This window comes from Cognatiyoonia sediminum (assembly GCF_900129845.1).
Lineage (GTDB): Bacteria > Pseudomonadota > Alphaproteobacteria > Rhodobacterales > Rhodobacteraceae > Cognatiyoonia > Cognatiyoonia sediminum.
In genome coordinates this window covers 98,988-123,226 of sequence record NZ_FQXB01000003.1, presented here as the reverse complement: position 1 = coordinate 123,226, position 24,239 = coordinate 98,988, and the positions used below count along the sequence as shown (strand labels likewise).

The following is a 24,239-nucleotide window of genomic DNA, read 5'->3' as shown; positions in this document are numbered from 1 at the left end:
ATCGGATCATCAAAGGCGGTATGAGCACCCCGTCTGGCTACCTTCAATTTATCAAAGAGAACCTATCGTTTCTGGCGGCGGGTTTTCTTTTGTCCTTCATCTCGGGGCTTGGTCAGACCTATTTCATCTCAATCTTTGGCGCAGAAATCCGCGATGAATTTGGGCTGACCAATGGGGACTGGGGGCTGATCTACATGGTCAGCACAGGTCTGTCGGCCATTGTCATGGTTTATGCGGGCACGCTCGCTGATACCTACCGCATCCGATCGCTCAGTATTTTGGTCATGGGTCTTTTGGTGATTGGGTGTCTAAGCCTTGCCACCGCAACAACCCTCCCAATGTTGGCGGGCATCATCTTTTTGCTACGTTTTGCGGGCCAAGGCATGGCAGCTCATATGGCAATTGTCGCGATGTCGCGTTGGTTCACAGCCACAAGGGGGCGGGCGATTGCGATTGCATCGCTAGGGTTCATGTTCGGCGAAGCGACGATGCCAATTACACTCGTTTGGCTCAAATCTTTTGTCGATTGGCGGACGCTTTGGATCAGTTTTGCTTGGTTTACCGTGTTCCTGATACCGATAGTTTGGTGGCTTTTGTCAAAGGAGCGAACGCCCAGCGCCGTTGCGAACGAAACAGAGGCCTTTGGATTGGAAGGGCATCACTGGACTCGGAAGGACGCCATCTCTGACAAATTGTTCTGGCTTATGGTCCCGGGCGTTGCACTGTTTCCAGCCTTTGGAACAGCCTTCTGGTTTCACCAAGCTCATTTCGCCGAAATCAAGGGATGGACCCACCTAGAGCTTGTCTCGGTCTTCCCGCTCGGAACAATCGCATTGGCCATTTCAACTGTTTTCTATGGGTGGCTGATCGACCGCGTCGGCGCCATTCGGTTGCTGCCGTTTTTCCTTGCCCCATTGGTCATCGCCTTCACATTTCATTGGGCTGCAGCAAGCGTGGCCATAACAGCAATTGCTGTCATTTTGATGGGCATCGCAGGCGGTGGGCAGGCAACCGTCTTGGCCGCCTGCTGGTCGGAATTTTATGGAACGAGATACATCGGCTCGATCAAAGCCGCTGCTGCTGCGGTGATGGTTGCTGGGTCAGCAGTTGGTCCTGGTCTCACCGGTTTTTTGATCGACGCGGGTATCTCGTTCGAGACGCAGCAACTCGGCGTCGCCCTTCTGTTTTTGATCACCTGTTTTATCATGATATTACCGCGCAATCTCGCTTTAGCGAGCGCGGCGAAGGTACACGTATAATGCACCATCACCGCCATGCTTTTGGTGCGACGGCACGGATTGCAGAATATAGGCATTCAGAGGCGGCGCGCTTAGCCACATCGGCACCTGCCGCCGCAAAACCCCACGCTGCACTTCAAAAGGGCCTTTCGGATCTTTGCGATCTCCTTTGCCGGTAATCACCAAAACCAACCGTTTCTGATCCGTATGAGCCTCCATGATAAACCGAATGAGAGCGGGATGTGCCTGAGACAGTGTCATACCATGAAGGTCGATCCGACGTTCCGGCGTCAACTTCCCGCGCTTCAGTTTTGCGAAGGCTCCCGCATCCATAACAACTTTGGGTTTGCGGTCCACCTGCTGCCCAAAAGTGGCTGTCGCAGACGCCGTTTCTCCAACTCGAAACGGAGAAATCGGAACAGCCGGCTTAACAGGTTTTCGTACCGGACTTTCTTCTGCCACCTTGGCCTGTTTGTCCGGAGTCATCGGAACAGTCTGCCGCGCAACACTGTCCCAGAGCGCCCGTTCGTCCGAGGACAAATGCCTTGGCTTCTTCATTCCTAGTCTTCGCCCAACTTTGCCAGCGCGTATTCGATTGGCATCAACATGATCATTCGCCCACCGTCACGAATACGGCCAGCTTCGATGCCTGCTGTCAGCCCAGTGCCATAGAAAATATCAGCCCGCTGTGCCCCTTTGATCGCTGATCCTGTATCCTGCGCGATCATCAATCGCTGCAGCGGGTTTTCGCCATCTTTCTCGATCCAGATCGGAGCACCTAGAATGTTGATGCTTGGATCAACGGCAATACTGCGCATCGAAGTAATCGACCGGTTCATCGCGCCTAGGGGTCCTCGACGGGCCGGAACTTCGTTCACTTCACGAAAAAAGACATAGCTGTCGTTCACCCAGAGCAGCCTCCGCCCTTCTTCGGGGTTTCGTCTGACCCAGTTCCGGATCGCATCGGCGGAAACTTGATGGGCTTGCAGTTCACCGCGCGCGATCAATGCTTGCCCGACGGAGGAATATTCATGTCCGTTCTTACCAGCGAACCCAACGCGAAGAACATCTCCATCAGGTAACTTGATCCGCCCCGACCCCTGAACTTGAAGAAAGAAGCGATCGACGGGATCTTCCAACCATGCGATCTCCAGACCCTTTCCAGCAAGCAATCCGGTTTCCTCAATCGTCTGCCGCGTGGCGTACCGCTGACCGGGAACCAAATCTCTCGGCAGCTCATAGATCGGGAAGCGGTATCTTTCCGTTCTCTCCAATGAGCCCGAAATCTCCGGCTCAAAGTAACCGGTGAAAAGCGTGGGGTTCTCGTCTCGGATTTCGACGGGCTGAAAGAAAAGCTCAAAGAAATCTTTCGCATTCGGTCGATCCAACGCGATCGCACAAAGTCGATTCCACTCTGGTCGATTGATGTCGGAACACGTCTCGAGAAACACCTCAACCGCAGCCTGATGATCATCATCGGCCCACCCGATCAGGTCTTCGAACGACCGTTTGGTAAAGGTAACGTCGGACATTGATGCACTGGCGGTCGTTAGAACAAGGGTTGCCGCCAATGCAATCTTTGCAATCATTCGCCCGTTGCGACAAGCCGCCAGTTTGGATCGTCAGTGCCCATCACGCGCGCAAACGTCCAAACATCTTTCTGGCGCTTAATCTCGTTGGCATTGCCTTCGACAATATCACCAGCGTTGTCACGCACTTGATAGGTCAGCTCGCCTGTGAATCGGACAGTCAATTCAGCCTCTTTCGACGTACTGTCGAATTCGGCATCTTTCAGGCCAAGATCGCTGATACCAACAAACGTCGCCTCAACGGTGAGGCCTTTGTTGATGCGATCATCAACAACGGACTCCAGCGCTTCATACACGTCTTCGGAGATGAATGGCGTAACGCTCGCCAGATCGCCCTTCTCAAAAGCCATCAAAATCATCTCATAGGCGCCGCGTGCTCCCTGCAAGAATTCAGAGACGTTAAAGGACGGATCAACCCGCTTCATTTCAGCAAGCGCTTTCGCGGCATCGCTGTCTTCGGCAACATGATCCGTAATGTCACGATCCGGACCACCTTCGATCACTTCAAACTCGGGCCCTTTCACCCGCTTATGTTGATCAGCTTGAACCGGCGGACGTTCAAAACCTTCGCGCGTGCCCAGCACACCGCGGAGGCGCAAAATTAGGAATAAGGCAATACCAGCAAGGACAAGAAGCTGGATGATGGGAGAGTTCATTTGGACCTCATTTCACTCACAGGCATGGAAACGCCCGTCGACTGTTCTTATGTAGGTCACGCTGGGAGGTGAGTCCACCTTAGGTAGCTGAAACATTTGTTAGGAAAGACTTATGTGGTTCTTTGCGCTGTTCTTAATCATACCTCTGATTGAAATCGCCCTGTTCATCCAAGTAGGTGGATTGATCGGTCTTTTCCCCACGCTTGCATTTGTGGTGCTCACCGCAATCACCGGTTCGATGCTGATCCGAAGACAAGGCGCGCGGGAGATGGCAAACCTTAGGTCTTCATTTGAGAACCTGAACGATCCCACGGAACCCTTGGCACATGGCGCCATGATCCTGTTTTCCGGCGCGCTCCTCATCACGCCCGGGTTCTTTACTGACGCCGTCGGTTTTGCGCTTCTGGTCCCACCAGTTCGAAACGCTGTCTTCAAATGGACAAAGAGTCGAGCACATGTGACCCATTTTCAAATGGGATCAGCCCAATCGACAGAGCCGCAGCGCCAGTATCCGAATGACACCGTCATCGACGGTGAGTTCGAAAACCTTGGGGATACAAAGAAGCCAACGCATGAACCATCCGGCTGGACACGGCATTAGCATTGAGGACCGGTCTTTAGCCTGTTAAGAGGTTCCGAACGTATTTTCCCGGAGCCCAATATGGCAAAAGAGCCTCAAGCCGCTGCCGCAGATGCAGCGCAACAACCACAAGTCAAAAGCCGCGTCTTGGCGCAGTACATCCGCGACATGTCATTCGAGAATATTCTCGCTCAGAAAGGCGTTAGTGGGGACCCACAGCCAGAGATTTCTGTTCAGGTGAATTTGGACGCCCGCAAGCGCCAAACTGAACACCAGTTCGAAGTCATCACGAAGCTACAGGTCACAAGCAAGTCGAAGGAAAAGGGCGATCCCCTATTCATGCTTGAGATCGAATACGCTGGTATCTTCCACGTCGAAGGTTTGCCTGATGAACAGATGCACCCTTATCTGCTAATCGAGTGCCCGCGCATCACATTCCCATTCTTGCGTCGTATCGTAAGCGATGTGACTCGTGACGGTGGTTTCCCTCCACTCAACCTTGAGACAATCGACTTCTTGTCGCTGTATCGCGCCGAGCTTGCCAAGCGGGCCGAAGCTCAAAAAGCTGACAAGCCAGTCAACTAGACAGTTTTTTCCAAAGCGCGCCGTCGCCCAATGCGTCTACAAAACTCGCATGGGCGGCGGCTTCTTCTTTTGTGAGGTGTGATGCCAATGGCGTTTGTCTGCGATCCGCTTTCCAATCACCGTCATCGTTCTGCGACGTGGTGACGCTTGCCGCTGTCGCAAGGCCAAAATCCGGTTGGCGACCTCCGATAAGCTCCAGATAGACTTCCGCCAAAATCTCACTATCCAGCAACGCGCCGTGAAGTGTTCGCGACGAGTTGTCAATCCCGAACCGCCGGCACAGCGCATCCAATGACGCGGGCGAACCGGGAAACTTCCGGCGCGCAATCGCAAGCGTATCAAGCGCTTGATCCATCGGCAAAAGCGGCCGGTTAACCCAGCCCAGTTCCGCATTGAGGAATTTCATATCGAAAGCTGCGTTGTGAATAACCAGCGTTGCATCACCCACAAAGTCGACAAAATCCTGAGCAATATCCTTAAAGACTGGCTTGTCAGCCAAAAACTCATCGCCCAACCCGTGGACTTCAAAGGCCTCTTGCGGCATCGATCTTTGGGGATTGATATATTGGTGATACGTCCGGCCGGTTGGCACATGCCCGATTAGCTCGACCGCACCAATTTCCACGATCCGATCGCCCTCGGCCGGTTCGAAACCAGTGGTTTCTGTATCAAGGACGATTTCACGCATGCGATAGCTTCTCTGTCAACTGAGATATGAGATCCCTTACGTCTGCACGGGTTTGCTCCAAGCTTGCAGTCTCGATAACGAAATCAGCGCGTACTTGTTTTTCGGTGTCCGGAATCTGGCGTGACAGGATGTCTTCGAAAAGCTCTTTGGTCATACCGTCGCGAGAAAAGACGCGCTGTTTTTGCGTGTCTTCATCTGTCGAAACCACAAGGACCGCATCAAGCCATTGATCCGCGGATGTTTCAAAAAGCAGCGGAATGTCGAAAACAATCAATCCGTTATTTTCAGATCGAAACGTCTGTCGATCGGCTGCGACCAACGGATGCACGATCGCTTCTAACGTGCCGAGAGCCGCCAAATCGGCCTGAATGACCTCCCGCAACTTCGGTCGAGATACTGCGCCATCGACGATGGCTTCTGGAAAAACCTTCTCGATCTCAGGCACAGCTTTTCCGCCAGCGCCATAGAGCCGGTGAACCGTTTCATCCGCATCCCAAACGGAAATGCCCTCCTCACGGAACATGTTTGCGGTCGTGGTCTTGCCCATCCCAATTGAACCTGTCAATCCAAGGCAAAACTGCTTCATGCTAAAACCGCCCGTCGCAAATCTTCATCCACGTCTGGTGTGGTTCCGAACCATCGTTCAAAGCCCGGAACGGCTTGGTGCAGCAACATTCCCAGACCATCGACAGTCTTGCAGCCCATTTCTGAGGCGGTTCGGAGAAGTTGGGTTTGGATCGGAGAGTAAACAAGATCGTTGACGAGTGTGTCGGCATTCAAACCGTCCAGCGGCACCCTTAGTTCCGGTTGTCCCTTCATTCCAAGTGATGTCGTATTCACAACCAAACTTGCATCTTCGAGCACGTTGCCCGCCTGAACCCAATCGACAACTTTGATACGGGTTCCAAACTCAGATTTCAAAGCCTCTGCCTTGGGTCTGGTTCGGTTTGATAAGAGAATTTCAGGAACACCTGCATCCGCCAGTGCAACAAGAACCGCGCGTGCCGCTCCCCCCGCTCCAAAGACAACAGCAGGGGCCGCCTTTGGATCCCAATCTGGTGCATTTTCCTTCAGGTTCGCCATGAACCCAAAACCATCCGTATTATCGGCGATGATTTTTCCGTCTTCTTTGAAAGTCAGTGTATTAGCTGCCCCGATCAAGATCGCGCGGTCGCTGACCTGATCCGCAAGTGACATGACGGAGACTTTGTGCGGGATTGTCACATTGGCACCGACAAAACCCATTTTCGGGAGAGCACGCACAACTGTCGCCAAATTCCCTTCTGTCACGTGAAGAGGAATGTAGTGACCTTCGATCCCATATCGCTGGAGCCAATGCCCATGCAACTTCGGCGACTTGGAATGTGAGATCGGATCGCCGATGACGCCAGCCAAAGGTATTGAGCGGCCATTCATCCTTCTATCTCTCCAATCAGCGTCAAATGGTTCAAAACCTCAATCAAAGGCAATCCCAGTACATGGAAGTAATCACCCTCTACGCGACTAAACAAGCGAATACCCTCATGTTCAAGCTGATAGCACCCCACGCAATATTGGATTTCGTCCCAGTTTCGATCAACGTAAGCGCGAATGTAGTCTTCCGACAGCTGGCGCATCGTTAAACGAACTTTGCCGACGAAGCGCCAAAGCGGTTTTCCGTCGTCATAAAGCACGGCCGCAGACAAAAGATTGTGCTGTGATCCGCTGAGTTCAGATAATTGGCAAACGGCCTCTTCCGGGCTCGTCGCTTTTGATAGAAATGTACCACTGTGGTCCAAGACCTGATCGCATCCCAAAACCAAAGATGTAGGGTTCTTCTGCGAGATCTTCCGCGCTTTCACCTCGGCCAATGCATCGGCAAGATCGCGGGCGTTTGCCCCTTCGGAAACTAAGGACTGTTTGATCGCTTGTTCATCTACTCTTGCCACTGAGACGTCGAATGTTACGCCCGCATTTCGAAGAAGGCTTGCTCTAATTTCAGATCCGGAGGCGAGGATAAGTCTACTCATTCTTGTGGATATAGATGGGACATACAGCGCAGAAAACTAAGAAATTTGGCCGTGTGTAAATGGTGATGCGTCAAAAACCGTGCAGATGTGCAAGTTATTCCAAACCGCCAAAGTTCCACACACGGTAGATATGAGTAAGTCTTAGCTGTGTAGAACTAGCCCAGCTAGTGCGAGTTAACTACTTGTGTGATGAATTGAAATCTATTTAAGCGTTTGTTTAATTTAAATATTTTGTGGTGTTTTGGAGTTGCTAAACATCTTTTCAAAGATTGTCTGTTGTGGATAAACCTCTGAACACAAATTTGATCCACAGTTTTTGCGTTCCCTAAATCATCAAAATCTCTTTCTTACTCTTTATTCTTTGATATTGGATTGCGAGGAGGTTCCGAATGCTTGATTTTCTTTTGCCATTCTATTCATGGATCAAGGCGTTTCATATTATTTCGGTGATCTCCTGGATGGCAGGTATGTTCTACCTTCCTCGGTTGTTTGTCTATCATGCAGAAACGGCTGAGGTTGGGAGCGAGATGGATCAAACATTCCAAACCATGGAACGCAAACTTCTTAAGGTGATCATGGGCCCTGCAATGATGGCGAGTTGGCTTTTTGGGCTTCTCTTGATCGGCATGGGTGTCTTTGATTTTGGGTCAGCGTGGTCTTGGATCAAACTTTTCGCCGTCGTCGCCATGACCGGAGCGCATATTTGGCTATCCGCACGCCAGAAAGAATTTGCGGCTGGCGAAAATACGAGGAGCGGCCGCACCTATCGGATCGCGAACGAGGTTCCGACTGTTTTGATGTTTATTATCGTCATTGCCGTTATCGTTCGACCTTTCTGAAATTATTGACTCTGAAGAGTGGACTCCCTAAGTGAGGGAAGCGCCCGTCCGGGAGTACCGCGATTTCCAAATTTGAAAACTCGAAGAGTCCGTGAGGGCTCGGATTGGAATATACATGTCTCAAGACCGCTTGAATTTATCCGACCTGAAGGCGCAAAGCCCAAAGGATCTTCTCTCCCTCGCTGAAGAGCTGGAGATCGAGAACGCATCCACCATGCGCAAAGGCGACATGATGTTCGCCATTTTGAAAGAACGCGCGGATGATGAATGGATCATTGGCGGTGATGGCGTTCTTGAAGTTGTCCAAGATGGATTCGGGTTCTTGCGTTCGCCGGAAGCGAACTACCTTCCGGGTCCAGATGACATTTATGTCTCCCCTGACATGATCCGGAAATTCTCGCTTCGGACCGGGGACAGTGTTTCAGGTGTGATTAAGGAGCCGCAGGATAACGAACGTTATTTTGCGCTGGTGAATGTTGAACAGATCAACTTCGAAGATCCAGAGAAGGCCAAGCACAAGGTTGCCTTCGACAACCTCACACCGCTTTATCCAGATGAGCGCTTGCAGATGGAAATTGAGACCGATGCAGCGACAAAGGATCGGTCTGCGCGGATCATCGATCTTGTAGCGCCAATTGGGAAAGGTCAGCGTTCCCTGATCGTCGCGCCACCACGGACGGGTAAGACAGTCCTGCTTCAGAACATCGCGAACTCAATCGAGAAGAACCATCCAGAGTGCTACTTGATCGTCTTGCTGATTGACGAACGTCCGGAAGAGGTGACGGACATGCAGCGGTCTGTGAAAGGTGAGGTTGTTTCCTCGACCTTTGACGAACCCGCGTCGCGACACGTGGCTGTTTCAGAGATGGTGATCGAAAAGGCGAAACGTCTTGTCGAGCATAAGCGTGATGTGGTGATCCTTCTCGATTCGATCACCCGCCTTGGTCGCGCATTCAACACGACGGTGCCGTCCTCTGGTAAAGTTCTAACCGGTGGTGTGGATGCGAATGCTTTGCAACGTCCCAAGCGTTTCTTTGGTGCGGCTCGGAACATCGAAGAAGGCGGTTCGCTGACCATCATCGCGACCGCACTGATTGATACCGGTAGCCGCATGGACGAAGTTATCTTTGAGGAATTCAAGGGTACGGGTAACTCTGAAATCGTGCTTGATCGTAAGGTTGCAGATAAGCGCGTGTTCCCTGCGATGGATATTTTGAAATCCGGTACGCGGAAAGAAGAGCTGCTTGTCGATAAGGTCGATCTTCAGAAGACCTATGTGCTTCGCCGTATCTTGAACCCGATGGGAACCACGGATGCGATCGAATTCCTGATCGGGAAATTGAAGCAGACTAAAACAAACTCTGACTTCTTCGATTCTATGAACGCCTAGCGTTCGTTTCGATGAGTGTACGGTGATGGACACCATCTATGCAGCTGCAACGCCACCTGGGCGGTCTGGCGTTGCTGTTGTGCGGATTTCCGGACCAAAGGCCAAGGCAGCAGCGAAAGCGTTGTGTGGGAACGTTCCTACATCTCGTGGTGTTAGGAAGCTAAGAGATGAAAGTGGCGGGGTTTTGGATGAAGCCCTCGTTCTTAATTTCGAAGGCGCTGCCAGTTTTACCGGGGAACCCGTTGTCGAACTTCAGCTTCATGGTAGCCCGGCAATTCTGAAATCTGTCCTGGCGGAACTCTCAAAACTGCCAGATTTACGCTCAGCGGAGGCGGGCGAGTTTACGAGAAGAGCTTTGGACAACGGAAAGCTCGACCTAGCGCAGGTCGAAGGCCTTGCTGATCTGATTGATGCGGAGACCGAGGCGCAGCGCCTACAAGCGCTACGTGTCTTCGAGGGGGGGTTGAGTGCGAAAGCTGAGGCGTGGCGGGCTGATCTTATTCGGGCGATTGCTCTGCTTGAAGCAACGATAGATTTCGCCGATGAAGAGGTCCCGACGGACGTATTCCCCGAAGTGAACGATTTGATCAATCGGACACGGGAGGACATTGCCCGTGAAGTCGAGGGATCCTTTGTCGCCGAGCGTGTGAAAGAGGGTTTTGAGGTTGCGATCGTGGGTCGCCCCAATGTCGGCAAATCGACGCTTCTGAACCGTCTTGCCGGTCGGGACGCGGCGATCACGTCTGAAATTGCGGGAACGACCCGTGACGTTATCGAAGTTCAAATGGATCTCAAAGGTATTCCAGTTACGTTCATCGATACCGCCGGAGTACGCGATACCGATGACCAAATCGAGAAGTTGGGTGTTGAGCGGGCGGTTTCACGGGCAAAGCATGCTGACCTTAGAGTTTTTCTAAAAGAAAACAAGGACTTATTAGAAATCCAAGTTCAGGCAGACGATATCATACGACGCCCTAAAGCTGATCTTAGTCCGGGCGATGGTCTAGGGGTTTCTGGTCAAACTGGAGAAGGTTTGGACGAACTCGTTGATGAGATCGTTGCTGTTTTTGAGGCAAGGGTTTCTTCTGTTGGCGTGGCGATCAAAGAGCGTCATCGGGTTGCGTTGCTATCCTGCGATAGCCAGCTGTCAGATGTTATTTCAAAGATCGCTTTGGACGAGCCGGTCGACTTGATCTGCGAAGAACTGCGCGCGGCCGTTCGATCGGTTGACATGATCGTCGGTCATGTAGATGTAGAAGACCTTCTTGGCGAAATTTTTTCGAGCTTCTGTATCGGCAAATAGGAGTGTTTCACGTGAAACATTTTGATGTGGTTGTGATTGGCGGTGGTCACGCAGGCTGCGAAGCGGCGTTTGCGGCTGATCGAGCTGGTGCGAAAACGGCACTCGTCACGCTCCGCCGGGAAGATCTTGGCGTAATGTCCTGTAATCCTGCGATCGGTGGATTGGGAAAAGGGCATTTGGTCCGTGAGATTGATGCGCTTGACGGGGTGATGGGTCGTGGCGCAGACGCTGCTGGAATTCAATTTCGCCTGTTGAATCGCAAGAAAGGCCCAGCGGTCCAAGGACCACGCGCTCAAATCGACCGCGCTTTGTATCGCGCGTTCATGCAGAACGAGGCGCAAAGCAACTCAACCGTTGAGATCATAGAGGATGAGGTGGTTGATCTTGTCTTGAATGGTCAAGCTATCGCTGGTGTGGATTTGGCATCAGGTCAAAGGATCGAGACAAATGCAGTAGTGCTGACGACAGGCACTTTTCTGCGCGGTGTCATCCATATTGGAGATGAGCAGAGGCCAGGTGGCCGTATGGGTGATAGGCCGAGCACAAAGTTGGCGGAGCGTCTGGATTCGTTTGAATTGCCGCTTGGTCGGCTGAAAACAGGTACGCCGCCTCGCCTAGATGGCAATACGATTGATTGGGATGTCTTAGAAATGCAGGACGGCGATGATGAGCCATCGATGTTCTCGTCCCTCTCAAACGGGCCAGCCGTCCGTCAGGTCGCGTGTGGAATCGCTCATACAAACGAGAAAACGCACGATATCATCAGGGAGAACTTAGAGCGATCAGCCATGTACGGTGGCCATATTGAGGGTGTTGGCCCAAGATATTGTCCGTCTATTGAAGATAAGGTGGTTCGTTTTGCCGATAAGACGTCTCACCAAGTCTTCCTGGAGCCGGAAGGCTTAAATGACTCAACGGTTTATCCTAACGGAATATCGACCTCCCTTCCCTCCCCGATCCAGAAAGACTACGTCAAATCGATCAAAGGCCTTGAAAACGCTACGATTCTTCAGCCTGGTTACGCGATTGAATATGACTATGTGGACCCGAGGTCGTTAAATGAGACATTGGAATGCAAGAGCGTGGATGGCTTTTTCCTTGGTGGTCAAATTAATGGGACAACGGGTTATGAAGAGGCCGCGGCGCAAGGCTTGGTTGCTGGCGTAAACGCTGCGCGACAGGCTTTGGGTCTTCCGGTGGCGACATTCTCGCGGACAAATTCCTACATTGGCGTAATGATCGACGATCTAATCACCCGTGGTGTGGCTGAACCCTATCGTATGTTTACCTCACGTGCTGAGTTCCGGCTTTCCTTACGCTCTGACAACGCAGACCAACGCCTTACTGAAATCGGTCGAGAGATTGGGCTAGTAGGCGATGTCCGCTGGGCCGCTTATTCTGAGTTCAAGGAAAAGCTGGACCGCAGTCGTTCTGATTTGGAGGCAATTAGCCTTTCTGCTAGAGATTTGCAGGCTGCAGGCGCCAAAATCAATCCGGATTCTCCTTCACGGTCAGGCTATAATGCACTTTCTCTTGCAGATTTTGGACCATCTGAGCTTTTTTCGTTGGTTCCGGAAGCCGATGAGATGGACAAAAAAGTGCTGAAACAACTCAAATGTGACGCTTTGTATGCCAACTATATCGAGCGCCAGAAGAAAGATATCGAGGCGATGCAAAGGGATGAGGGGGCAAAAATCCCGGAAAACCTTGATATTGAAGGTCTTGGCGGACTTTCATATGAACTAAGACGGAAAGTCCTTCTGGCAAAACCAAGTAGCATTGCACAGGCCAAAAAAATCGACGGAATGACTCCGGCGGCGCTGATGGTATTACAGGCTGCAATCCGTGATCCCTCGAAGCGTTTTGCAGGATGAGTGTGGAAATCGCGGGAATTGATGTTTCACGTGAAACATTTGATCGGCTGAAGGGCTACGAATCTCTAGTTAAAAAGTGGAATCCAAAAATCAATCTCGTAGCTAAGAGCACTTTGGACTATGTTTGGGATCGCCATATTATTGATTCCGCGCAAGTTTTTGGGGTTCTACATGAGATCCCAGAAAACTGGGTCGATATCGGATCTGGCGGTGGTTTCCCTGGGTTGGTTGTCGCGACACTTGCGAAGGAACACTATCCGAACGCCAAGTTTACACTTATAGAAAGCGACGCTCGAAAATCTACATTTCTCCGAACAGTAAGCCGAGAACTGGAGCTAAATTGCGTGGTGATAGCCAAACGTATTGAAGCGGCGCCAAGTCAGGACGCAGATGTTATTTCGGCTCGTGCATTGGCTCCGCTAGACGATCTTTTTCACCACGCAATTCAGCACCTTAAGCCAAATGGACGTGCAGTTTTTCAAAAAGGACAATCCTTTCGAGATGAGATCGAACAAGCACGCAAAAACTGGAAGTTTGACGTTGTCGCGCACCCCAGTTTGACCGATAAAAGGGCCAAGATCATCGAGGCTTGGAATATTGAACCGATCAACTAGCAGGCGCGCCAAAATAATATCTGTTGCAAACCAAAAGGGTGGCGTGGGCAAAACCACAACCTCCATCAATTTGACTGCGGCATTGGCGGAAATCGGTAAAAAAACCCTTCTCATCGACCTTGATCCGCAAGGAAACGCTTCAACGGGGCTAGGCATTTCCCAAAGCGACCGGACAATAACCACCTATGATTTCCTCGCGGGCGAGGTCTCGCCTGGTGCTGCGATTCAAAAAACCCAGTTCGAGAATGTCTATATTATCCCTGCAAATACAGATCTGAGTTCTGCAGACATTAAGCTGATCTCAAACGAAAAACGCAGTTTTTTGCTTCGCGATGCTTTGCACCAGCTCAGTATGGATGTTTTTGAATTCGACTACATCTTGATAGATTGCCCACCAAGCCTCAACATATTGACGGTAAACGCGCTCGTAGCATCTGATTCCGTGTTGGTTCCGCTCCAAAGTGAGTTCTTTGCTTTGGAGGGTCTGTCCCAACTGATGCTGTCCGTGAGGGATGTACGTGAAACCGCAAACCCGAACCTTAGGATCGAAGGTGTGGTGCTGACGATGTACGATATCAGAAACAACCTTTCCCAGCAGGTCGAACAGGATGCGCGCGATAATCTAAGAGATTTGGTTTTTAAAACGGTCATTCCGCGCAATGTGCGCTTGAGTGAAGCACCATCCTTTGCGATGCCAGTGCTTTCCTACGATAGTGCGTCAAAGGGCAGCCAAGCGTATCGTCTCTTGGCACAGGAATTAGACCAACGACAAAACCCGGTGGGAGGGAAAAATGGCTGATAAAAAGAGCAAACCACGCGGCCTCGGTCGGGGTCTATCCGCTTTGATGGCTGACATTCCTCAAGACATGAATGAAGGGTCTAAACCGCAGAAACTCGATGCAATGGTGCCGATCGAGAAGGTGTCACCAAATCCAGATCAGCCGCGTCGGAGTTTCAATCAAAGCGCCCTTGAAGAGCTTGCCGAGTCTATCCGGATCAAAGGAGTGATCCAACCGCTCATCGTCAGGCAAAAGGGAGACGGATATGAGATCGTTGCTGGTGAACGCCGCTGGCGCGCGTCTCAAATCGCTCAGCTTCACAAAGTTCCGGTTGTCGTGCGCGACTTTACCGATACTGAAGTGCTGGAAGTTGCGATTATTGAAAACATCCAGCGCGCCGATCTCAACGCGATCGATGAGGCCGCAGGTTACCGTCAGCTGATGGACCGGTTCGGCCATACCCAAGAACAGGTTGCATCGGCCCTTGGCAAAAGCCGGAGCTATATTGCGAACTATCTTCGCCTGATGACGCTTCCCAAAGATGTCCAATCATGGATCAAAGATGGCTCTCTTACCGCTGGCCACGCAAGAGCGTTGGTCGGAAATGAAGAAGCGAGCCAACTCGCTGCTCATATTATCCGGAAAGGATTATCCGTCCGTGATACCGAGAAATTGGTGAAGACCGGATTGAATAAACCGAGCGCGCGACAAGCAACCCCCAAAGTCAAAGATGCAGATACAGTCCAGATCGAAAAAGAGCTCTCTGCGACGCTGAAGATGCCGGTCAACATTCAACATCAAGCTGGTGGTGAAGGTGGTAAGATTTCAATCAGCTACAAGAGCTTTGAGCAGCTCGATGATCTGTTGCGCGTTCTGTCTGGGGGTTAAACGAGCCGCGCCAGTATTGAGTTGAGCAACGGCCGCCCCTGAGGTGTAACTCTAAGGGTATCGTCCTTCTTATCGACCAATCCCAATTCCGATAAATTATTGATTTCATTATATTTATCAGAAAAATCGAATACAGAAAGATCAACCCCTTCCGACATTCGTAATCCCATCAGAAGAAATTCGTCTTTTTGGTCACCAAGGTCCAAGGGATCCCTTTCAGACTCCCCAGAATTTAGATCTTCCACGGATTTCAACCACTCTCCTGGCGCAAGGAAAGACTCCGTCGAGAGGCGCATTTGGTTCAAAGTAACCCGCCCGTGCGCCCCAGGCCCGATCCCGACATAATCCCCTGATCTCCAATAAATCTGATTGTGCCGGCTTTCCTCGCCTGTCCGCGCATGATTGGAGGTCTCATAGGCAGGCAACCCGGCCGCCTCGCAAATATCTTGCGTCGCGAAATACATGTCGGCGCCCAAATCCTCTGACGGCAAACCACGTAGCATCCCGCGCTTATGCCGATCCCCAAACGCTGTCCCCTGCTCGATCGTCAATTGGTAAAGCGACAGATGGTCGGTTCCAATCGCCACAGCCTCTGAAAGTTCGGATTCCCACTGACTTAGTGTCTGATTCTGCCTCGCATAGATCAGATCAAAGCTCGCACGTTCGAAGGTGTTTTGCGCGATTTCGATAGCCTCACGCGCTTCTTTCACCGAGTGAAGCCGGCCGAGCGCCTTCAGATCCGTATCGTTCAACGCTTGAACACCAAGCGAGACGCGATTGACACCACCGGCTTGGAAGCCCTTAAACCGTTCCGCCTCAACCGAAGATGGGTTCGCTTCTATCGTAATTTCGATATCGTTTGTGAACGGCCAAAGCTTACCAGCGGTCTTGATAATCTCTTCGACAACACTGGGCTCCATCAAACTCGGCGTACCACCACCGAAAAAGATAGACGTTAAAACACGATCGGGTGTTTCAGACCCAACACGATTAAGCTCCGAAAGATAGGCGGCCTTCCATCGATCATGGTCAATCGATTGGGAAACGTAGCTGTTGAAGTCGCAATAGGGGCACTTGGCCTCGCAGAACGGCCAATGAACATAAAGCCCAAACCCGCCGCGCTGCCAATTTTCAGTCAAAACAACCAGCGATCAATTTCGAAAACGCATCTGCCCGATGGCTGATTTTGTTCTTCTCCCAACGGTCCATTTCCCCGAAAGTGATGTCATACCCATTTGGTCGAAAGATTGGATCATATCCATGCCCTTGATCGCCACGCATGGGCCACACAACTTCGCCTTCGATCTTACCAGGAAAAACTTCGTCGTGCCCATCTGGCCAGGCCAGAACCAGCGTCGAACAAAACCGCGCCGTTCGAGGGAAAGGCGCGTCGCGTTCTTCCAGCTCCTTCCATGTCCGTGTCATCGCTTTCGAAAAATCACGACCCTCCGGGCCTTCGGCCCAATCCGCGGTGTAAACACCCGGCGCACCATCAAGCCCATCAACCTCAATCCCACTGTCATCCGCAAGCGCAGGCAGCCCCGTCGCCTTTGCAGCAGCATGGGCTTTGATCCGTGCGTTGCCCGCAAAGGTGGTCTCGGTTTCTTCCGGTTCAGGCAGAGTGTGATCCCTGTTCGATGTTACTTTTATCTGGTACGGCTCAAGAAGGGCTGCAATCTCTTCCAGCTTCCCAATGTTGTGGGTCGCCACAACCAGCTCTGTCCCTTCAAACCTTCGCATTAAGAAACCGCGTCCATTTGGATCGCGTTCAGTTCGCCGATCCCCTTCTCCGCAAGATCAAGAAGCTTATCCATCTGAGCCCGCGTGAAGGTTGACCCTTCAGCCGACATCTGAACTTCAACCAACTTTGATCCGTTCATAATGAAGTTTCCATCAACACCGGCGTCGCTGTCTTCAGGGTAATCAAGGTCAAGAACTTCCTGCCCCGCATAAATTCCACAAGAAATCGCAGCCACAGGATCAGTCAACGGATCAGACGAAATCTCGCCCGCCTTCATCAGTTTGTTTACGGCCAATTTAAGCGCGACCCATCCACCAGTGATCGACGCACAACGAGTTCCGCCATCGGCCTGAATGACATCACAATCCACAACGATCTGACGTTCACCCAATGCAACGCGGTCAACACCCGCGCGCAAGCTGCGGCCAATCAAACGCTGGATTTCTTGCGTCCGGCCGGATTGACCATTCTTCGCCTCACGCCGCATTCGCGTATGTGTTGCACGTGGCAGCATCCCGTATTCCGCCGTCACCCAGCCAAGACCGGAGTTTTTCAGAAACGGCGGGACCCGTTCATCAACCGTGGCGGTACAAAGCACATGCGTATCCCCGCATTTGATCATACAAGACCCTTCGGCGTGACGTGTGGCGTCTAACTCAATTGTAACGCTCCGCATTTGATCTATCTGACGGCCGGAAGGACGCATAAAACTCTCCATCTTTTGTTCCCGTTTGGCATACGCGCCCTGATTTCAAAAACCAACCCCGATTGACCTTCCCGCGCCCTTGGTTTTAATTGACCAGCCGAAATTTGCCTCTCTTACAATGTCAGATCAGACACCAAACATTGAAGATATGAATGACCGCTCGCGCGAAGTGTTTCGCCGCGTTGTCGAAGGCTATCTCGAAACAGGTGATCCAGTCGGATCGCGCACGCTGACCAGAACACTTTCGGAGAATGTCAGCGCCGCGACCATTCGCAACGTGATGCAGGATCTCGAGTATCTAGGCTTACTCGACAGTCCGCACGTCAGTGCGGGACGGATACCGACGCAACTCGGGTTGCGTATGTTTGTCGATGGTCTGCTCGAAGTTGGCGACCTGAGCGGAGAAGATCGTCGCAAAATCGACCAAACACTGACAGACGGCGAGGATGACGTCACAGCTCTTCTTGACCGCGTCGGTTCCGCGCTTTCAGGCGTCACGCAAGGCGCGAGCCTCGTCCTCACGCCAAAACACGAAGCGCCAATTAAGCACATCGAATTCGTGTCGCTTGCGGCGGACCGCGCCTTGGTCGTTTTGGTTTTTGCCGACGGTCAGGTTGAGAACCGTATCTTTACTCCTCCCGCTGGCCAGACACCTTCATCCATGCGCGAAGCGGCGAATTTCATCAATGCCATTGCAGAGGGCCAAACGTTGTCTTCTCTTGGTGGGATCATTTCCCGCGAAATCCAACAGCGTCGGCAAGAGATCGATAACCTTGCCGCCACTCTCGTTGAAAGTGGCATGGCCCTTTGGGAGAACGAAGGCGAAACCAACGAACGCCTTATCGTTCGAGGCCGCGGAAATCTTCTAACCGAAAACGAATCTGAATCAGATCTAGAACGCATCCGCGTTCTTTTTGATGACCTTGAACGCAAGCGAGATATTGCCAAATTTCTCGATCTGACCGAGGAAGGTGAAGGCGTTCGCATTTTTATTGGCTCAGAGAACCAACTTTTTTCACTTTCGGGTTCCTCTCTCGTCGTTTCTCCTTATATGAACGCCGACCGCAAGATTATTGGCGCCGTTGGCGTCATCGGCCCGACTCGACTAAATTACGGACGTATTGTCCCCATTGTGAACTACACCGCGCAGCGCATCGGTAAGATCATCACCGACCGCTCCTAAAGGATGACAAAATGAACGAACAAGACGCTGAACCGATGAGCTTGGACGAACTCGCTGCCGAAGCGGATGAGATGGAAGCGGCTGGCGAAGGTGCGTTTGAAGAGATCGCGGCACTCGAAGCGGAACGCGATGAGTTCAAAGATAAATTCATGCGCGCTTTGGCTGATGCAGAAAACATGCGCAAGCGCGCCGACCGCGACCGTCGTGAAGCAGAGAATTATGGCGGCTCCAAGCTGGCGCGTGATTTGCTGCCAGTCTACGACAACATGCGCCGTGCGTTGAAATCCAAGGATGAGGTTGAAGGCGACGCCAATGCTGCGTTGTTGGAAGGTGTTGAACTTACGATGCGCGAATTGCTCAACGTGTTCAAAAAGCATGGGATCGAGCCAATCGTGCCTGAAGTTGGCGACAAGTTTGATCCGCAATTCCATCAAGCCATGTTTGAGGCGCCTGTACCAGGCACGAAAACCGGCGACATCCTAGAGATTATGGCCGAAGGCTTCATGCTGCACGACCGCCTGCTCCGACCTGCCCAAGTTGGCGTGTCGTCCATGCCAGCGAGTTAGTCGACAAGACCTCGCAATTCGTAGATCAAATTCAGAGCTTCTTTCGGGGTGAGTTCATCCGGAAGAAGCTCTTTTAGTTTGATCTCAACTTCCGACACCTTGGCTGGTTCCGCCACCGGTGGAGGAGTGGCCGCGAACAATGGCAAATCATCAATTATTGCCTTTCGATTCGATCCCCCTTCCCGTTCGCCCTTCTCCAAAGCTTCCAAAACAACCTTTGCCCGTTCAATGACTGCTGGCGGTAGCCCTGCTAGCCGTGCCACTTGAACACCATAACTCCGGTCGGCAGTTCCCTTCCGCACCTCATGCAAGAAGATCACGTCACCCTCCCATTCCTTCACGGCGACAGTCGCATTGTCCACGTTGTCCAATTTGGCCGAGAGCGCTGACATCTCGTGGTAGTGTGTCGCAAAAAGCGCGCGGCATCTGTTGACGTCATGCAGGTGTTCCAAAGTGGCCCAAGCAATCGACAACCCGTCGTACGTTGCCGTGCCGCGCCCGATCTCATCTAAGATGACCAAAGCGCGATCATCTGCTTGATTCAGGATCGCTGCCGTTTCCACCATCTCAACCATGAACGTTGATCGCCCGCGCGCAAGATCGTCGGAGGCACCGACTCGGCTGAATATCTGGCTAACCAAGCCAATTTTGGCTGATTGCGCAGGAACAAAAGACCCTGCCTGAGCCAAAACAGCGATCAGCGCGTTCTGGCGCAGAAATGTCGATTTACCGGCCATATTCGGCCCGGTCAAAAGCCAGATCGACGCGTCGGTGAGCGAACAATCATTCGCGACGAACGGATCGCCTGACGATTTCAAAGCCTCCTCAACCACCGGATGCCGCCCGCCTTCAATTTCAAATGCGCGGCTGCTGTCCAACTCTGGCCTTACCCACTGTTCTCGACGCGCCAAGGCTGCCAAGGAAGTCGCAATGTCAAACTCCGCCAAGGACGCAGAAAGTTGGTTCAATTGAGCCGAATTCCCAACAACAGTGTCTTTGAGTGTCTCGAATATCTGCTTCTCAATCTCCAGCGTCCGCCCACCGGCATTCAAGATCCGCGTTTCAATTTCGCTAAGCTCGACAGTTGTGAATCGAATTTGGTTTGCGGTGGTTTGCCGATGAATGAAGGTTTCATTCAAAGGTTCCGACATCATCCTCTCGGCATGGGTTGCCGTGGTTTCGATGAAATATCCGAGCACGTTGTTGTGCTTGATCTTCAAACTCGAAACACCCGCAAGCTCAGCATATTCGGCCTGCATTTTCGCAATGACTGAGCGCCCCTCGTCCCGCAGAGTGCGCATCTCGTCGAGCTCTTCGTGGTAGCCTTCAGCGACAAATCCACCATCGCGCGCCAACAAGGGCGGTTCGGCCACAAGCGCCTGATCCAAGAGATCAAGAATGTCGTCATGCCCTACCAAAGACGATGCCGCGAACGTCAGCAATTCAGGCAGCTCGTCGTCTATAATACGATCCGCCAAATGTGTGGCCTGACCAATTGCGTTCCGAATGGCTGCAAGGTCACGCGGCCCGCCACGATCGAGCGCCAAACGAGACAGCGCCCGATCCACATCTGGCACAGCGCGGAGCAAGTCGCGTAGGTTTTCGCCGTCGGCGGAGCGGTCGACAAAATAAGAAACGGGGTCCAAACGACTTATTAGTGTCTGTAAATTCCGTGACGGGCTGGAAATACGCCGCTCCAACAACCGCGCGCCTGCCGCCGTCAAAGTTGCATCAACGGTAGAGAGAAGCGACCCATTCCGCCCGCCTTGCATACTTTGTGTGAGCTCCAAAGAGCGCCGCGTCGCCGCGTCGATCTGCATGGCGCTATTCTGCTGCTCCCGCACTGGAGACCCCAAGAGCGGGAGTTTACCCTTCTGCGTGATTTCCAAATACTCAAGGATGGCGGCCAACGCGGCGACCTCACTGCGCTCAAATTGCCCAAAAGCATCCAGTGATTTAACACCAAAGAATGCTGTCATGCGCTTTTCGCCCGCTGTGCTGTCAAAAGCAGCGCCTCCCAAACTGCTGAGACTAATCGCAGCGTCGTCAGCCAGTTCCTGAAACTCAGCCTCCGACCCATCAACCACGATCAGTTCGCGCGGACTCAATCGGGCCAGCTCCGGTCCCAAGCTCACCCTTGGGCATGGCATCACATGAAATGCACCGGTTGAAATATCGACCCAAGCGAGTGCGCCACTATCTCGAACCTCCGAATAGGCCGCAAGGTAGTTATGCCGCCGTGCGTCCAACAAGGAATCCTCGGTCAAGGTTCCGGGCGTCACCAACCGCACAACATCGCGCTTAACGACGGCCTTATACCCTCGCTTTTTCGCTTCCTCAGGGCTTTCCATCTGCTCGCAAACTGCGACACGGAACCCTTTGCGGATGAGCGTCAGTAAATACCCTTCAGCCGCATGAACAGGTACACCGCACATGGGAATGTCTTGATCGTTCAACTTCCCGCGCTTCGTCAGCGCGATGTCCAAAGCCGACGAGGCCGCGACCGCGTCGTCAAAAAACATCTCATAAAAGTCGCCCATCCGGTAAAACAGCAGTGCATCAGCGTATTGGGCCTTAAGCTCCAAATACTGTGCCATCATTGGCGTCACATTGCCCGATTTGCCTGCCATCGTTTCCCCCGAAGCGCCTCAAAACACAGTACCGACGCAATGTTAGCGACGAAAGTGCAAATTCCACCTGTTGCGCCCTGTTTCGAACTCCCCCAAAATGGCAACTCGGTGCAGGGAGGCCTTTATGAAGAATTCAAAGATGACACGCGAAGACGCGCTCGCGTTTCACCTCAACCCGACCCCCGGCAAATGGGAGGTTCGGGCCACCGTTCCGATGACCACACAAAGGGATCTGTCGCTGGCGTATTCGCCGGGTGTTGCAGTTCCGTGTGAAGAGATCGAAGAAAAGCCAAGCACGGCCTACGACTATACGAACAAAGGCAACCTGGTCGCCGTCATTTCAAACGGTACTGCCGTCTTGGGTCTTGGGAACCTTGGTGCATTAGCGTCGAAGCCGGTCATGGAAGGGAAATCGGTCCTCTTCAAGCGCTTCGCAGATGTGAACTCTATCGACGTTGAGCTGGATACCGAAGACGTTGATGCGTTTTGTAATGCGGTCAAACTGATGGGCCCGACCTTCGGCGGCATCAATCTCGAAGACATCAAAGCGCCTGAATGCTTCATGATCGAGCAGCGCTTGAAGGAAGAGATGGACATCCCCGTCTTCCACGACGATCAGCACGGTACGGCTGTGATTTGTGCAGCAGGTTTGATCAATGCGCTGCATCTGTCCGGCAAAAAGATCGAGGACGTCAAGATCGTTTTGAACGGCGCAGGTGCGGCCGGCATCGCCTGTTTGGAGTTGCTGAAGGCCATGGGCGCAAAGCATAACAATTGCATCATGTGCGACACCAAAGGGGTGATTTACCAAGGACGCACCGAAGGTATGAACCAGTGGAAATCGGCACATGCCGCATCCACCGAAGCTCGTTCGCTCGATGATGCGATGAAGGGCGCGGACGTGTTTTTGGGTGTTTCCGCAAAGGGAGCTGTCACGCAAGAAATGGTGTCTAACATGGCACCAAACCCTGTTATTTTCGCCATGGCGAACCCTGATCCAGAGATCACGCCAGAAGACGCGCAGGCGGTTCGCGAGGACGCTATCGTTGCGACGGGTCGATCCGACTACCCCAACCAAGTCAATAACGTCCTTGGCTTTCCCTACTTGTTCCGTGGGGCGTTGGACATTCATGCTCGCGCCATTAATGATGAGATGAAGATCGCCTGTGCCCACGCTCTCGCAAACCTTGCGCGTGAGGACGTCCCAGATGAGGTCGCCATGGCTTATGGCACGAAGCTTAGCTTCGGGCGGGACTACATCATTCCGACGCCTTTCGATCCGCGATTGATCCATCGCATTCCCCCTGCAGTGGCAAAGGCAGGAATGGACACCAGCGTCGCACGACGTCCGATCGTGGATATGGAGGGTTACGAGCTTTCGTTGAAATCGCGCATGGATCCCACGGCGTCGATCCTTCGAAATCTCAACACACGGGCACGTTCGGCTCAATCGACTGTGGTTTTCGCTGAAGGCGATGATCCCCGTGTTATTCGCGCAGCCGTACTTTACCAACGCTCTGGTCTGGGTAAGGCCCTACTCGTTGGTCGCGAGGGCGATGTCGCAGCAAAATTGACTGATCTTGGTCTCGCAGATGCAATCCAAGAGATAGAGGTCGTCAACGCCGCCAATACCGAGCATCTCGAAGACTACAAATCGTTCCTATACGAGCGCCTTCAACGAAAAGGTTTCGACGCCGCCGATGTTCACCGCCTTGCCGCGCGGGACAGGCACGTCTTTGCGTCTTTGATGCTGGCACATGGTCACGCCGACGGGATGGTCACGGGAGCTACACGTAAATCCGCGCATGTGTTGGAGCTTATAAACCACGTCTTTGACGCGACGCCGCAAAGCGGCGCGGTTGGTGTATCGGCGGTGCTACACAATGGTCGGATCGTTCTTGTGTCCGACACTTTGGTGCATGAGTGGCCGGACGAAAAAGACCTTGCGGATATTGCCGAACGCGGTGCCTCAGTTGCGCGCAATTTGGGCTTGGAACCGCGTGTTGCGTTCCTGTCGTTCTCGACTTTCGGTTATCCGGTGTCGGAACGAGCAGAGAAAATGAACCTCGCGCCAAACATCCTCGACGAGCGAAACGTTGATTTCGAATATGAAGGCGAAATGACGGTGGATGTGGCACTTAACGCCGCAGCCATGGAGCAATATCCTTTCTCACGCCTGTCGGGCCCGGCCAACGTGCTTGTCGTGCCTGCCCGACATTCGGCGTCAATCTCGGTAAAGCTGATGCAGGAAATGGCTGGTGCCACAGTCATCGGTCCGATTTTGTCCGGCATCGATAAACCCGTCCAAATCTGTTCAACTGTCTCGACCGTCAACGACATCATGAACATGGCCGTTCTTGCTGCTTGTCGGGTTGGGTAAG

The 24,239-nt window shown here is 52.5% G+C and carries 24 protein-coding genes; 13 read left to right on the top strand and 11 right to left on the bottom strand.

The window, feature by feature from the left end; genetic code table 11:
* Nucleotides 1-20: 20 nt before the first annotated feature.
* The gene (locus BUA85_RS11060) at nt 21-1,259 is read left to right on the top strand and encodes an MFS transporter (protein ID WP_072901103.1); all 1,239 of its coding nucleotides are present in this window, start codon (nt 21-23) and stop codon (nt 1,257-1,259) included.
* Here BUA85_RS11060 and BUA85_RS11055 read toward each other — a convergent pair.
* From BUA85_RS11055 to BUA85_RS11045, 3 genes are read right to left on the bottom strand one after another with little or no spacing between them, the layout of a single operon-like run.
* Nucleotides 1,230-1,796: a Smr/MutS family protein gene (locus tag BUA85_RS11055; protein WP_072901101.1), complete on the bottom strand. Its 567-nt coding sequence runs from the start codon at nt 1,794-1,796 to the stop codon at nt 1,230-1,232. The two genes, BUA85_RS11060 and BUA85_RS11055, sit on opposite strands and share 30 nt — an antisense overlap.
* A gap of 2 nt (nt 1,797-1,798) precedes the next feature.
* Nucleotides 1,799-2,827, bottom strand: coding sequence for a murein transglycosylase A (mltA, locus tag BUA85_RS11050; RefSeq protein ID WP_072901100.1), 1,029 nt, complete (start codon nt 2,825-2,827; stop codon nt 1,799-1,801).
* A complete protein-coding gene (locus BUA85_RS11045) occupies nt 2,824-3,483 on the bottom strand; it encodes a Tim44/TimA family putative adaptor protein (RefSeq protein WP_072901098.1) in 660 nt (219 codons plus the stop codon). Before BUA85_RS11045 ends, mltA begins: the two co-directional genes overlap by 4 nt.
* A gap of 112 nt (nt 3,484-3,595) precedes the next feature.
* Between BUA85_RS11045 and BUA85_RS11040 the strand changes: the two genes are divergently transcribed.
* Entirely contained in the window at nt 3,596-4,084 is a 489-nt protein-coding gene (locus BUA85_RS11040) for an FxsA family protein (protein ID WP_072901096.1), read from the top strand.
* 60 nt (nt 4,085-4,144) lie between these two features.
* Nucleotides 4,145-4,648: a protein-export chaperone SecB gene (secB, locus tag BUA85_RS11035; RefSeq protein WP_072901094.1), complete on the top strand. Its 504-nt coding sequence runs from the start codon at nt 4,145-4,147 to the stop codon at nt 4,646-4,648.
* Here the strand turns inward: secB and dnaQ are convergent.
* Genes dnaQ through BUA85_RS11015 form a run of 4 tightly spaced genes read right to left on the bottom strand, consistent with a single transcriptional unit; the run spans nt 4,641 to nt 7,345 of the window.
* Entirely contained in the window at nt 4,641-5,336 is a 696-nt protein-coding gene (dnaQ, locus tag BUA85_RS11030) for a DNA polymerase III subunit epsilon (protein WP_072901092.1), read from the bottom strand. The genes secB and dnaQ overlap by 8 nt on opposite strands.
* A complete protein-coding gene (gene coaE / locus BUA85_RS11025) occupies nt 5,329-5,922 on the bottom strand; it encodes a dephospho-CoA kinase (RefSeq protein ID WP_072901090.1) in 594 nt (197 codons plus the stop codon). Before coaE ends, dnaQ begins: the two co-directional genes overlap by 8 nt.
* The gene (locus BUA85_RS11020; protein WP_072901088.1) at nt 5,919-6,752 is read right to left on the bottom strand and encodes a shikimate dehydrogenase; all 834 of its coding nucleotides are present in this window, start codon (nt 6,750-6,752) and stop codon (nt 5,919-5,921) included. The genes coaE and BUA85_RS11020 overlap by 4 nt, the downstream gene beginning before the upstream one ends.
* Nucleotides 6,749-7,345 carry a Maf family protein gene (locus tag BUA85_RS11015; protein WP_072901086.1) on the bottom strand — a complete coding sequence of 199 codons (597 nt, stop codon included), beginning with the start codon at nt 7,343-7,345 and terminating at the stop codon, nt 6,749-6,751. Before BUA85_RS11015 ends, BUA85_RS11020 begins: the two co-directional genes overlap by 4 nt.
* Before the next feature lie 389 nt (nt 7,346-7,734).
* Here BUA85_RS11015 and hemJ point away from each other — a divergent pair, with 389 nt between their 5' ends.
* The 7 genes from hemJ to BUA85_RS10980 all read left to right on the top strand — a co-directional run bounded on the left by hemJ (nt 7,735) and on the right by BUA85_RS10980 (nt 15,032).
* On the top strand, nt 7,735-8,184 hold the full coding sequence (gene hemJ, locus BUA85_RS11010; RefSeq protein ID WP_083526257.1) for a protoporphyrinogen oxidase HemJ: 450 nt from the start codon (nt 7,735-7,737) through the stop codon (nt 8,182-8,184).
* Between the two features lie 115 nt (nt 8,185-8,299).
* Nucleotides 8,300-9,574: a transcription termination factor Rho gene (gene rho / locus BUA85_RS11005; RefSeq protein WP_072901082.1), complete on the top strand. Its 1,275-nt coding sequence runs from the start codon at nt 8,300-8,302 to the stop codon at nt 9,572-9,574.
* Nucleotides 9,575-9,599: 25 nt separating this feature from the next.
* The gene (gene mnmE / locus BUA85_RS11000) at nt 9,600-10,877 is read left to right on the top strand and encodes a tRNA uridine-5-carboxymethylaminomethyl(34) synthesis GTPase MnmE (protein WP_072901081.1); all 1,278 of its coding nucleotides are present in this window, start codon (nt 9,600-9,602) and stop codon (nt 10,875-10,877) included.
* A gap of 11 nt (nt 10,878-10,888) precedes the next feature.
* Nucleotides 10,889-12,751: a tRNA uridine-5-carboxymethylaminomethyl(34) synthesis enzyme MnmG gene (gene mnmG / locus BUA85_RS10995; RefSeq protein WP_072901480.1), complete on the top strand. Its 1,863-nt coding sequence runs from the start codon at nt 10,889-10,891 to the stop codon at nt 12,749-12,751.
* Complete coding sequence (gene rsmG, locus BUA85_RS10990) at nt 12,748-13,365, top strand: 16S rRNA (guanine(527)-N(7))-methyltransferase RsmG (protein WP_072901079.1); 618 nt, start codon at nt 12,748-12,750, stop codon at nt 13,363-13,365. The genes mnmG and rsmG overlap by 4 nt, the downstream gene beginning before the upstream one ends.
* Nucleotides 13,346-14,164, top strand: a complete 819-nt coding sequence (locus BUA85_RS10985) for a ParA family protein (protein WP_072901077.1) — start codon at nt 13,346-13,348, stop codon at nt 14,162-14,164. The genes rsmG and BUA85_RS10985 overlap by 20 nt, the downstream gene beginning before the upstream one ends.
* Nucleotides 14,157-15,032: a ParB/RepB/Spo0J family partition protein gene (locus tag BUA85_RS10980; RefSeq protein WP_072901075.1), complete on the top strand. Its 876-nt coding sequence runs from the start codon at nt 14,157-14,159 to the stop codon at nt 15,030-15,032. Before BUA85_RS10985 ends, BUA85_RS10980 begins: the two co-directional genes overlap by 8 nt.
* Here the strand turns inward: BUA85_RS10980 and hemW are convergent.
* The 3 genes from hemW to rph are packed head-to-tail and all read right to left on the bottom strand — an operon-like array spanning nt 15,029 to nt 17,479.
* Entirely contained in the window at nt 15,029-16,171 is a 1,143-nt protein-coding gene (gene hemW, locus BUA85_RS10975) for a radical SAM family heme chaperone HemW (RefSeq protein WP_072901073.1), read from the bottom strand. The two genes, BUA85_RS10980 and hemW, sit on opposite strands and share 4 nt — an antisense overlap.
* Nucleotides 16,164-16,772 (bottom strand): RdgB/HAM1 family non-canonical purine NTP pyrophosphatase, encoded by a 609-nt coding sequence (gene rdgB / locus BUA85_RS10970; RefSeq protein WP_072901071.1) that lies wholly within the window; start codon nt 16,770-16,772, stop codon nt 16,164-16,166. The genes hemW and rdgB overlap by 8 nt, the downstream gene beginning before the upstream one ends.
* Nucleotides 16,772-17,479 (bottom strand): ribonuclease PH, encoded by a 708-nt coding sequence (gene rph / locus BUA85_RS10965; RefSeq protein ID WP_072901479.1) that lies wholly within the window; start codon nt 17,477-17,479, stop codon nt 16,772-16,774. The genes rdgB and rph overlap by 1 nt, the downstream gene beginning before the upstream one ends.
* Nucleotides 17,480-17,597: 118 nt before the next feature.
* On the opposite strand from rph, the gene hrcA reads away from it, so the two are divergent.
* The gene (gene hrcA / locus BUA85_RS10960; RefSeq protein ID WP_072901069.1) at nt 17,598-18,662 is read left to right on the top strand and encodes a heat-inducible transcriptional repressor HrcA; all 1,065 of its coding nucleotides are present in this window, start codon (nt 17,598-17,600) and stop codon (nt 18,660-18,662) included.
* 11 nt (nt 18,663-18,673) lie between these two features.
* Nucleotides 18,674-19,228: a nucleotide exchange factor GrpE gene (locus BUA85_RS10955; protein ID WP_072901067.1), complete on the top strand. Its 555-nt coding sequence runs from the start codon at nt 18,674-18,676 to the stop codon at nt 19,226-19,228.
* Here BUA85_RS10955 and mutS read toward each other — a convergent pair.
* Nucleotides 19,225-21,858, bottom strand: a complete 2,634-nt coding sequence (gene mutS, locus BUA85_RS10950; protein ID WP_423219903.1) for a DNA mismatch repair protein MutS — start codon at nt 21,856-21,858, stop codon at nt 19,225-19,227. The genes BUA85_RS10955 and mutS overlap by 4 nt on opposite strands.
* 124 nt (nt 21,859-21,982) lie before the next feature.
* Between mutS and BUA85_RS10945 the strand changes: the two genes are divergently transcribed.
* A complete protein-coding gene (locus BUA85_RS10945) occupies nt 21,983-24,238 on the top strand; it encodes an NADP-dependent malic enzyme (protein WP_072901065.1) in 2,256 nt (751 codons plus the stop codon).
* Nucleotide 24,239 lies beyond the last annotated feature (1 nt).

What these genes read in the sequence shown, in the direction of transcription:
- BUA85_RS11060 (WP_072901103.1), top strand. Translation starts at nt 21, where the DNA reads ATGAGCACCCCGTCTGGCTACCTTCAATTTATCAAAGAGAACCTATCG.
- BUA85_RS11055 (WP_072901101.1), bottom strand. Translation starts at nt 1,796, where the DNA reads ATGAAGAAGCCAAGGCATTTGTCCTCGGACGAACGGGCGCTCTGGGAC.
- mltA (WP_072901100.1), bottom strand. Translation starts at nt 2,827, where the DNA reads ATGATTGCAAAGATTGCATTGGCGGCAACCCTTGTTCTAACGACCGCC.
- BUA85_RS11045 (WP_072901098.1), bottom strand. Translation starts at nt 3,483, where the DNA reads ATGAACTCTCCCATCATCCAGCTTCTTGTCCTTGCTGGTATTGCCTTA.
- BUA85_RS11040 (WP_072901096.1), top strand. Translation starts at nt 3,596, where the DNA reads ATGTGGTTCTTTGCGCTGTTCTTAATCATACCTCTGATTGAAATCGCC.
- secB (WP_072901094.1), top strand. Translation starts at nt 4,145, where the DNA reads ATGGCAAAAGAGCCTCAAGCCGCTGCCGCAGATGCAGCGCAACAACCA.
- dnaQ (WP_072901092.1), bottom strand. Translation starts at nt 5,336, where the DNA reads ATGCGTGAAATCGTCCTTGATACAGAAACCACTGGTTTCGAACCGGCC.
- coaE (WP_072901090.1), bottom strand. Translation starts at nt 5,922, where the DNA reads ATGAAGCAGTTTTGCCTTGGATTGACAGGTTCAATTGGGATGGGCAAG.
- BUA85_RS11020 (WP_072901088.1), bottom strand. Translation starts at nt 6,752, where the DNA reads ATGAATGGCCGCTCAATACCTTTGGCTGGCGTCATCGGCGATCCGATC.
- BUA85_RS11015 (WP_072901086.1), bottom strand. Translation starts at nt 7,345, where the DNA reads ATGAGTAGACTTATCCTCGCCTCCGGATCTGAAATTAGAGCAAGCCTT.
- hemJ (WP_083526257.1), top strand. Translation starts at nt 7,735, where the DNA reads ATGCTTGATTTTCTTTTGCCATTCTATTCATGGATCAAGGCGTTTCAT.
- rho (WP_072901082.1), top strand. Translation starts at nt 8,300, where the DNA reads ATGTCTCAAGACCGCTTGAATTTATCCGACCTGAAGGCGCAAAGCCCA.
- mnmE (WP_072901081.1), top strand. Translation starts at nt 9,600, where the DNA reads ATGGACACCATCTATGCAGCTGCAACGCCACCTGGGCGGTCTGGCGTT.
- rsmG (WP_072901079.1), top strand. Translation starts at nt 12,748, where the DNA reads ATGAGTGTGGAAATCGCGGGAATTGATGTTTCACGTGAAACATTTGAT.
- BUA85_RS10980 (WP_072901075.1), top strand. Translation starts at nt 14,157, where the DNA reads ATGGCTGATAAAAAGAGCAAACCACGCGGCCTCGGTCGGGGTCTATCC.
- rdgB (WP_072901071.1), bottom strand. Translation starts at nt 16,772, where the DNA reads ATGCGAAGGTTTGAAGGGACAGAGCTGGTTGTGGCGACCCACAACATT.
- rph (WP_072901479.1), bottom strand. Translation starts at nt 17,479, where the DNA reads ATGCGTCCTTCCGGCCGTCAGATAGATCAAATGCGGAGCGTTACAATT.
- hrcA (WP_072901069.1), top strand. Translation starts at nt 17,598, where the DNA reads ATGTCAGATCAGACACCAAACATTGAAGATATGAATGACCGCTCGCGC.
- BUA85_RS10955 (WP_072901067.1), top strand. Translation starts at nt 18,674, where the DNA reads ATGAACGAACAAGACGCTGAACCGATGAGCTTGGACGAACTCGCTGCC.
- mutS (WP_423219903.1), bottom strand. Translation starts at nt 21,858, where the DNA reads ATGGCAGGCAAATCGGGCAATGTGACGCCAATGATGGCACAGTATTTG.
- BUA85_RS10945 (WP_072901065.1), top strand. Translation starts at nt 21,983, where the DNA reads ATGAAGAATTCAAAGATGACACGCGAAGACGCGCTCGCGTTTCACCTC.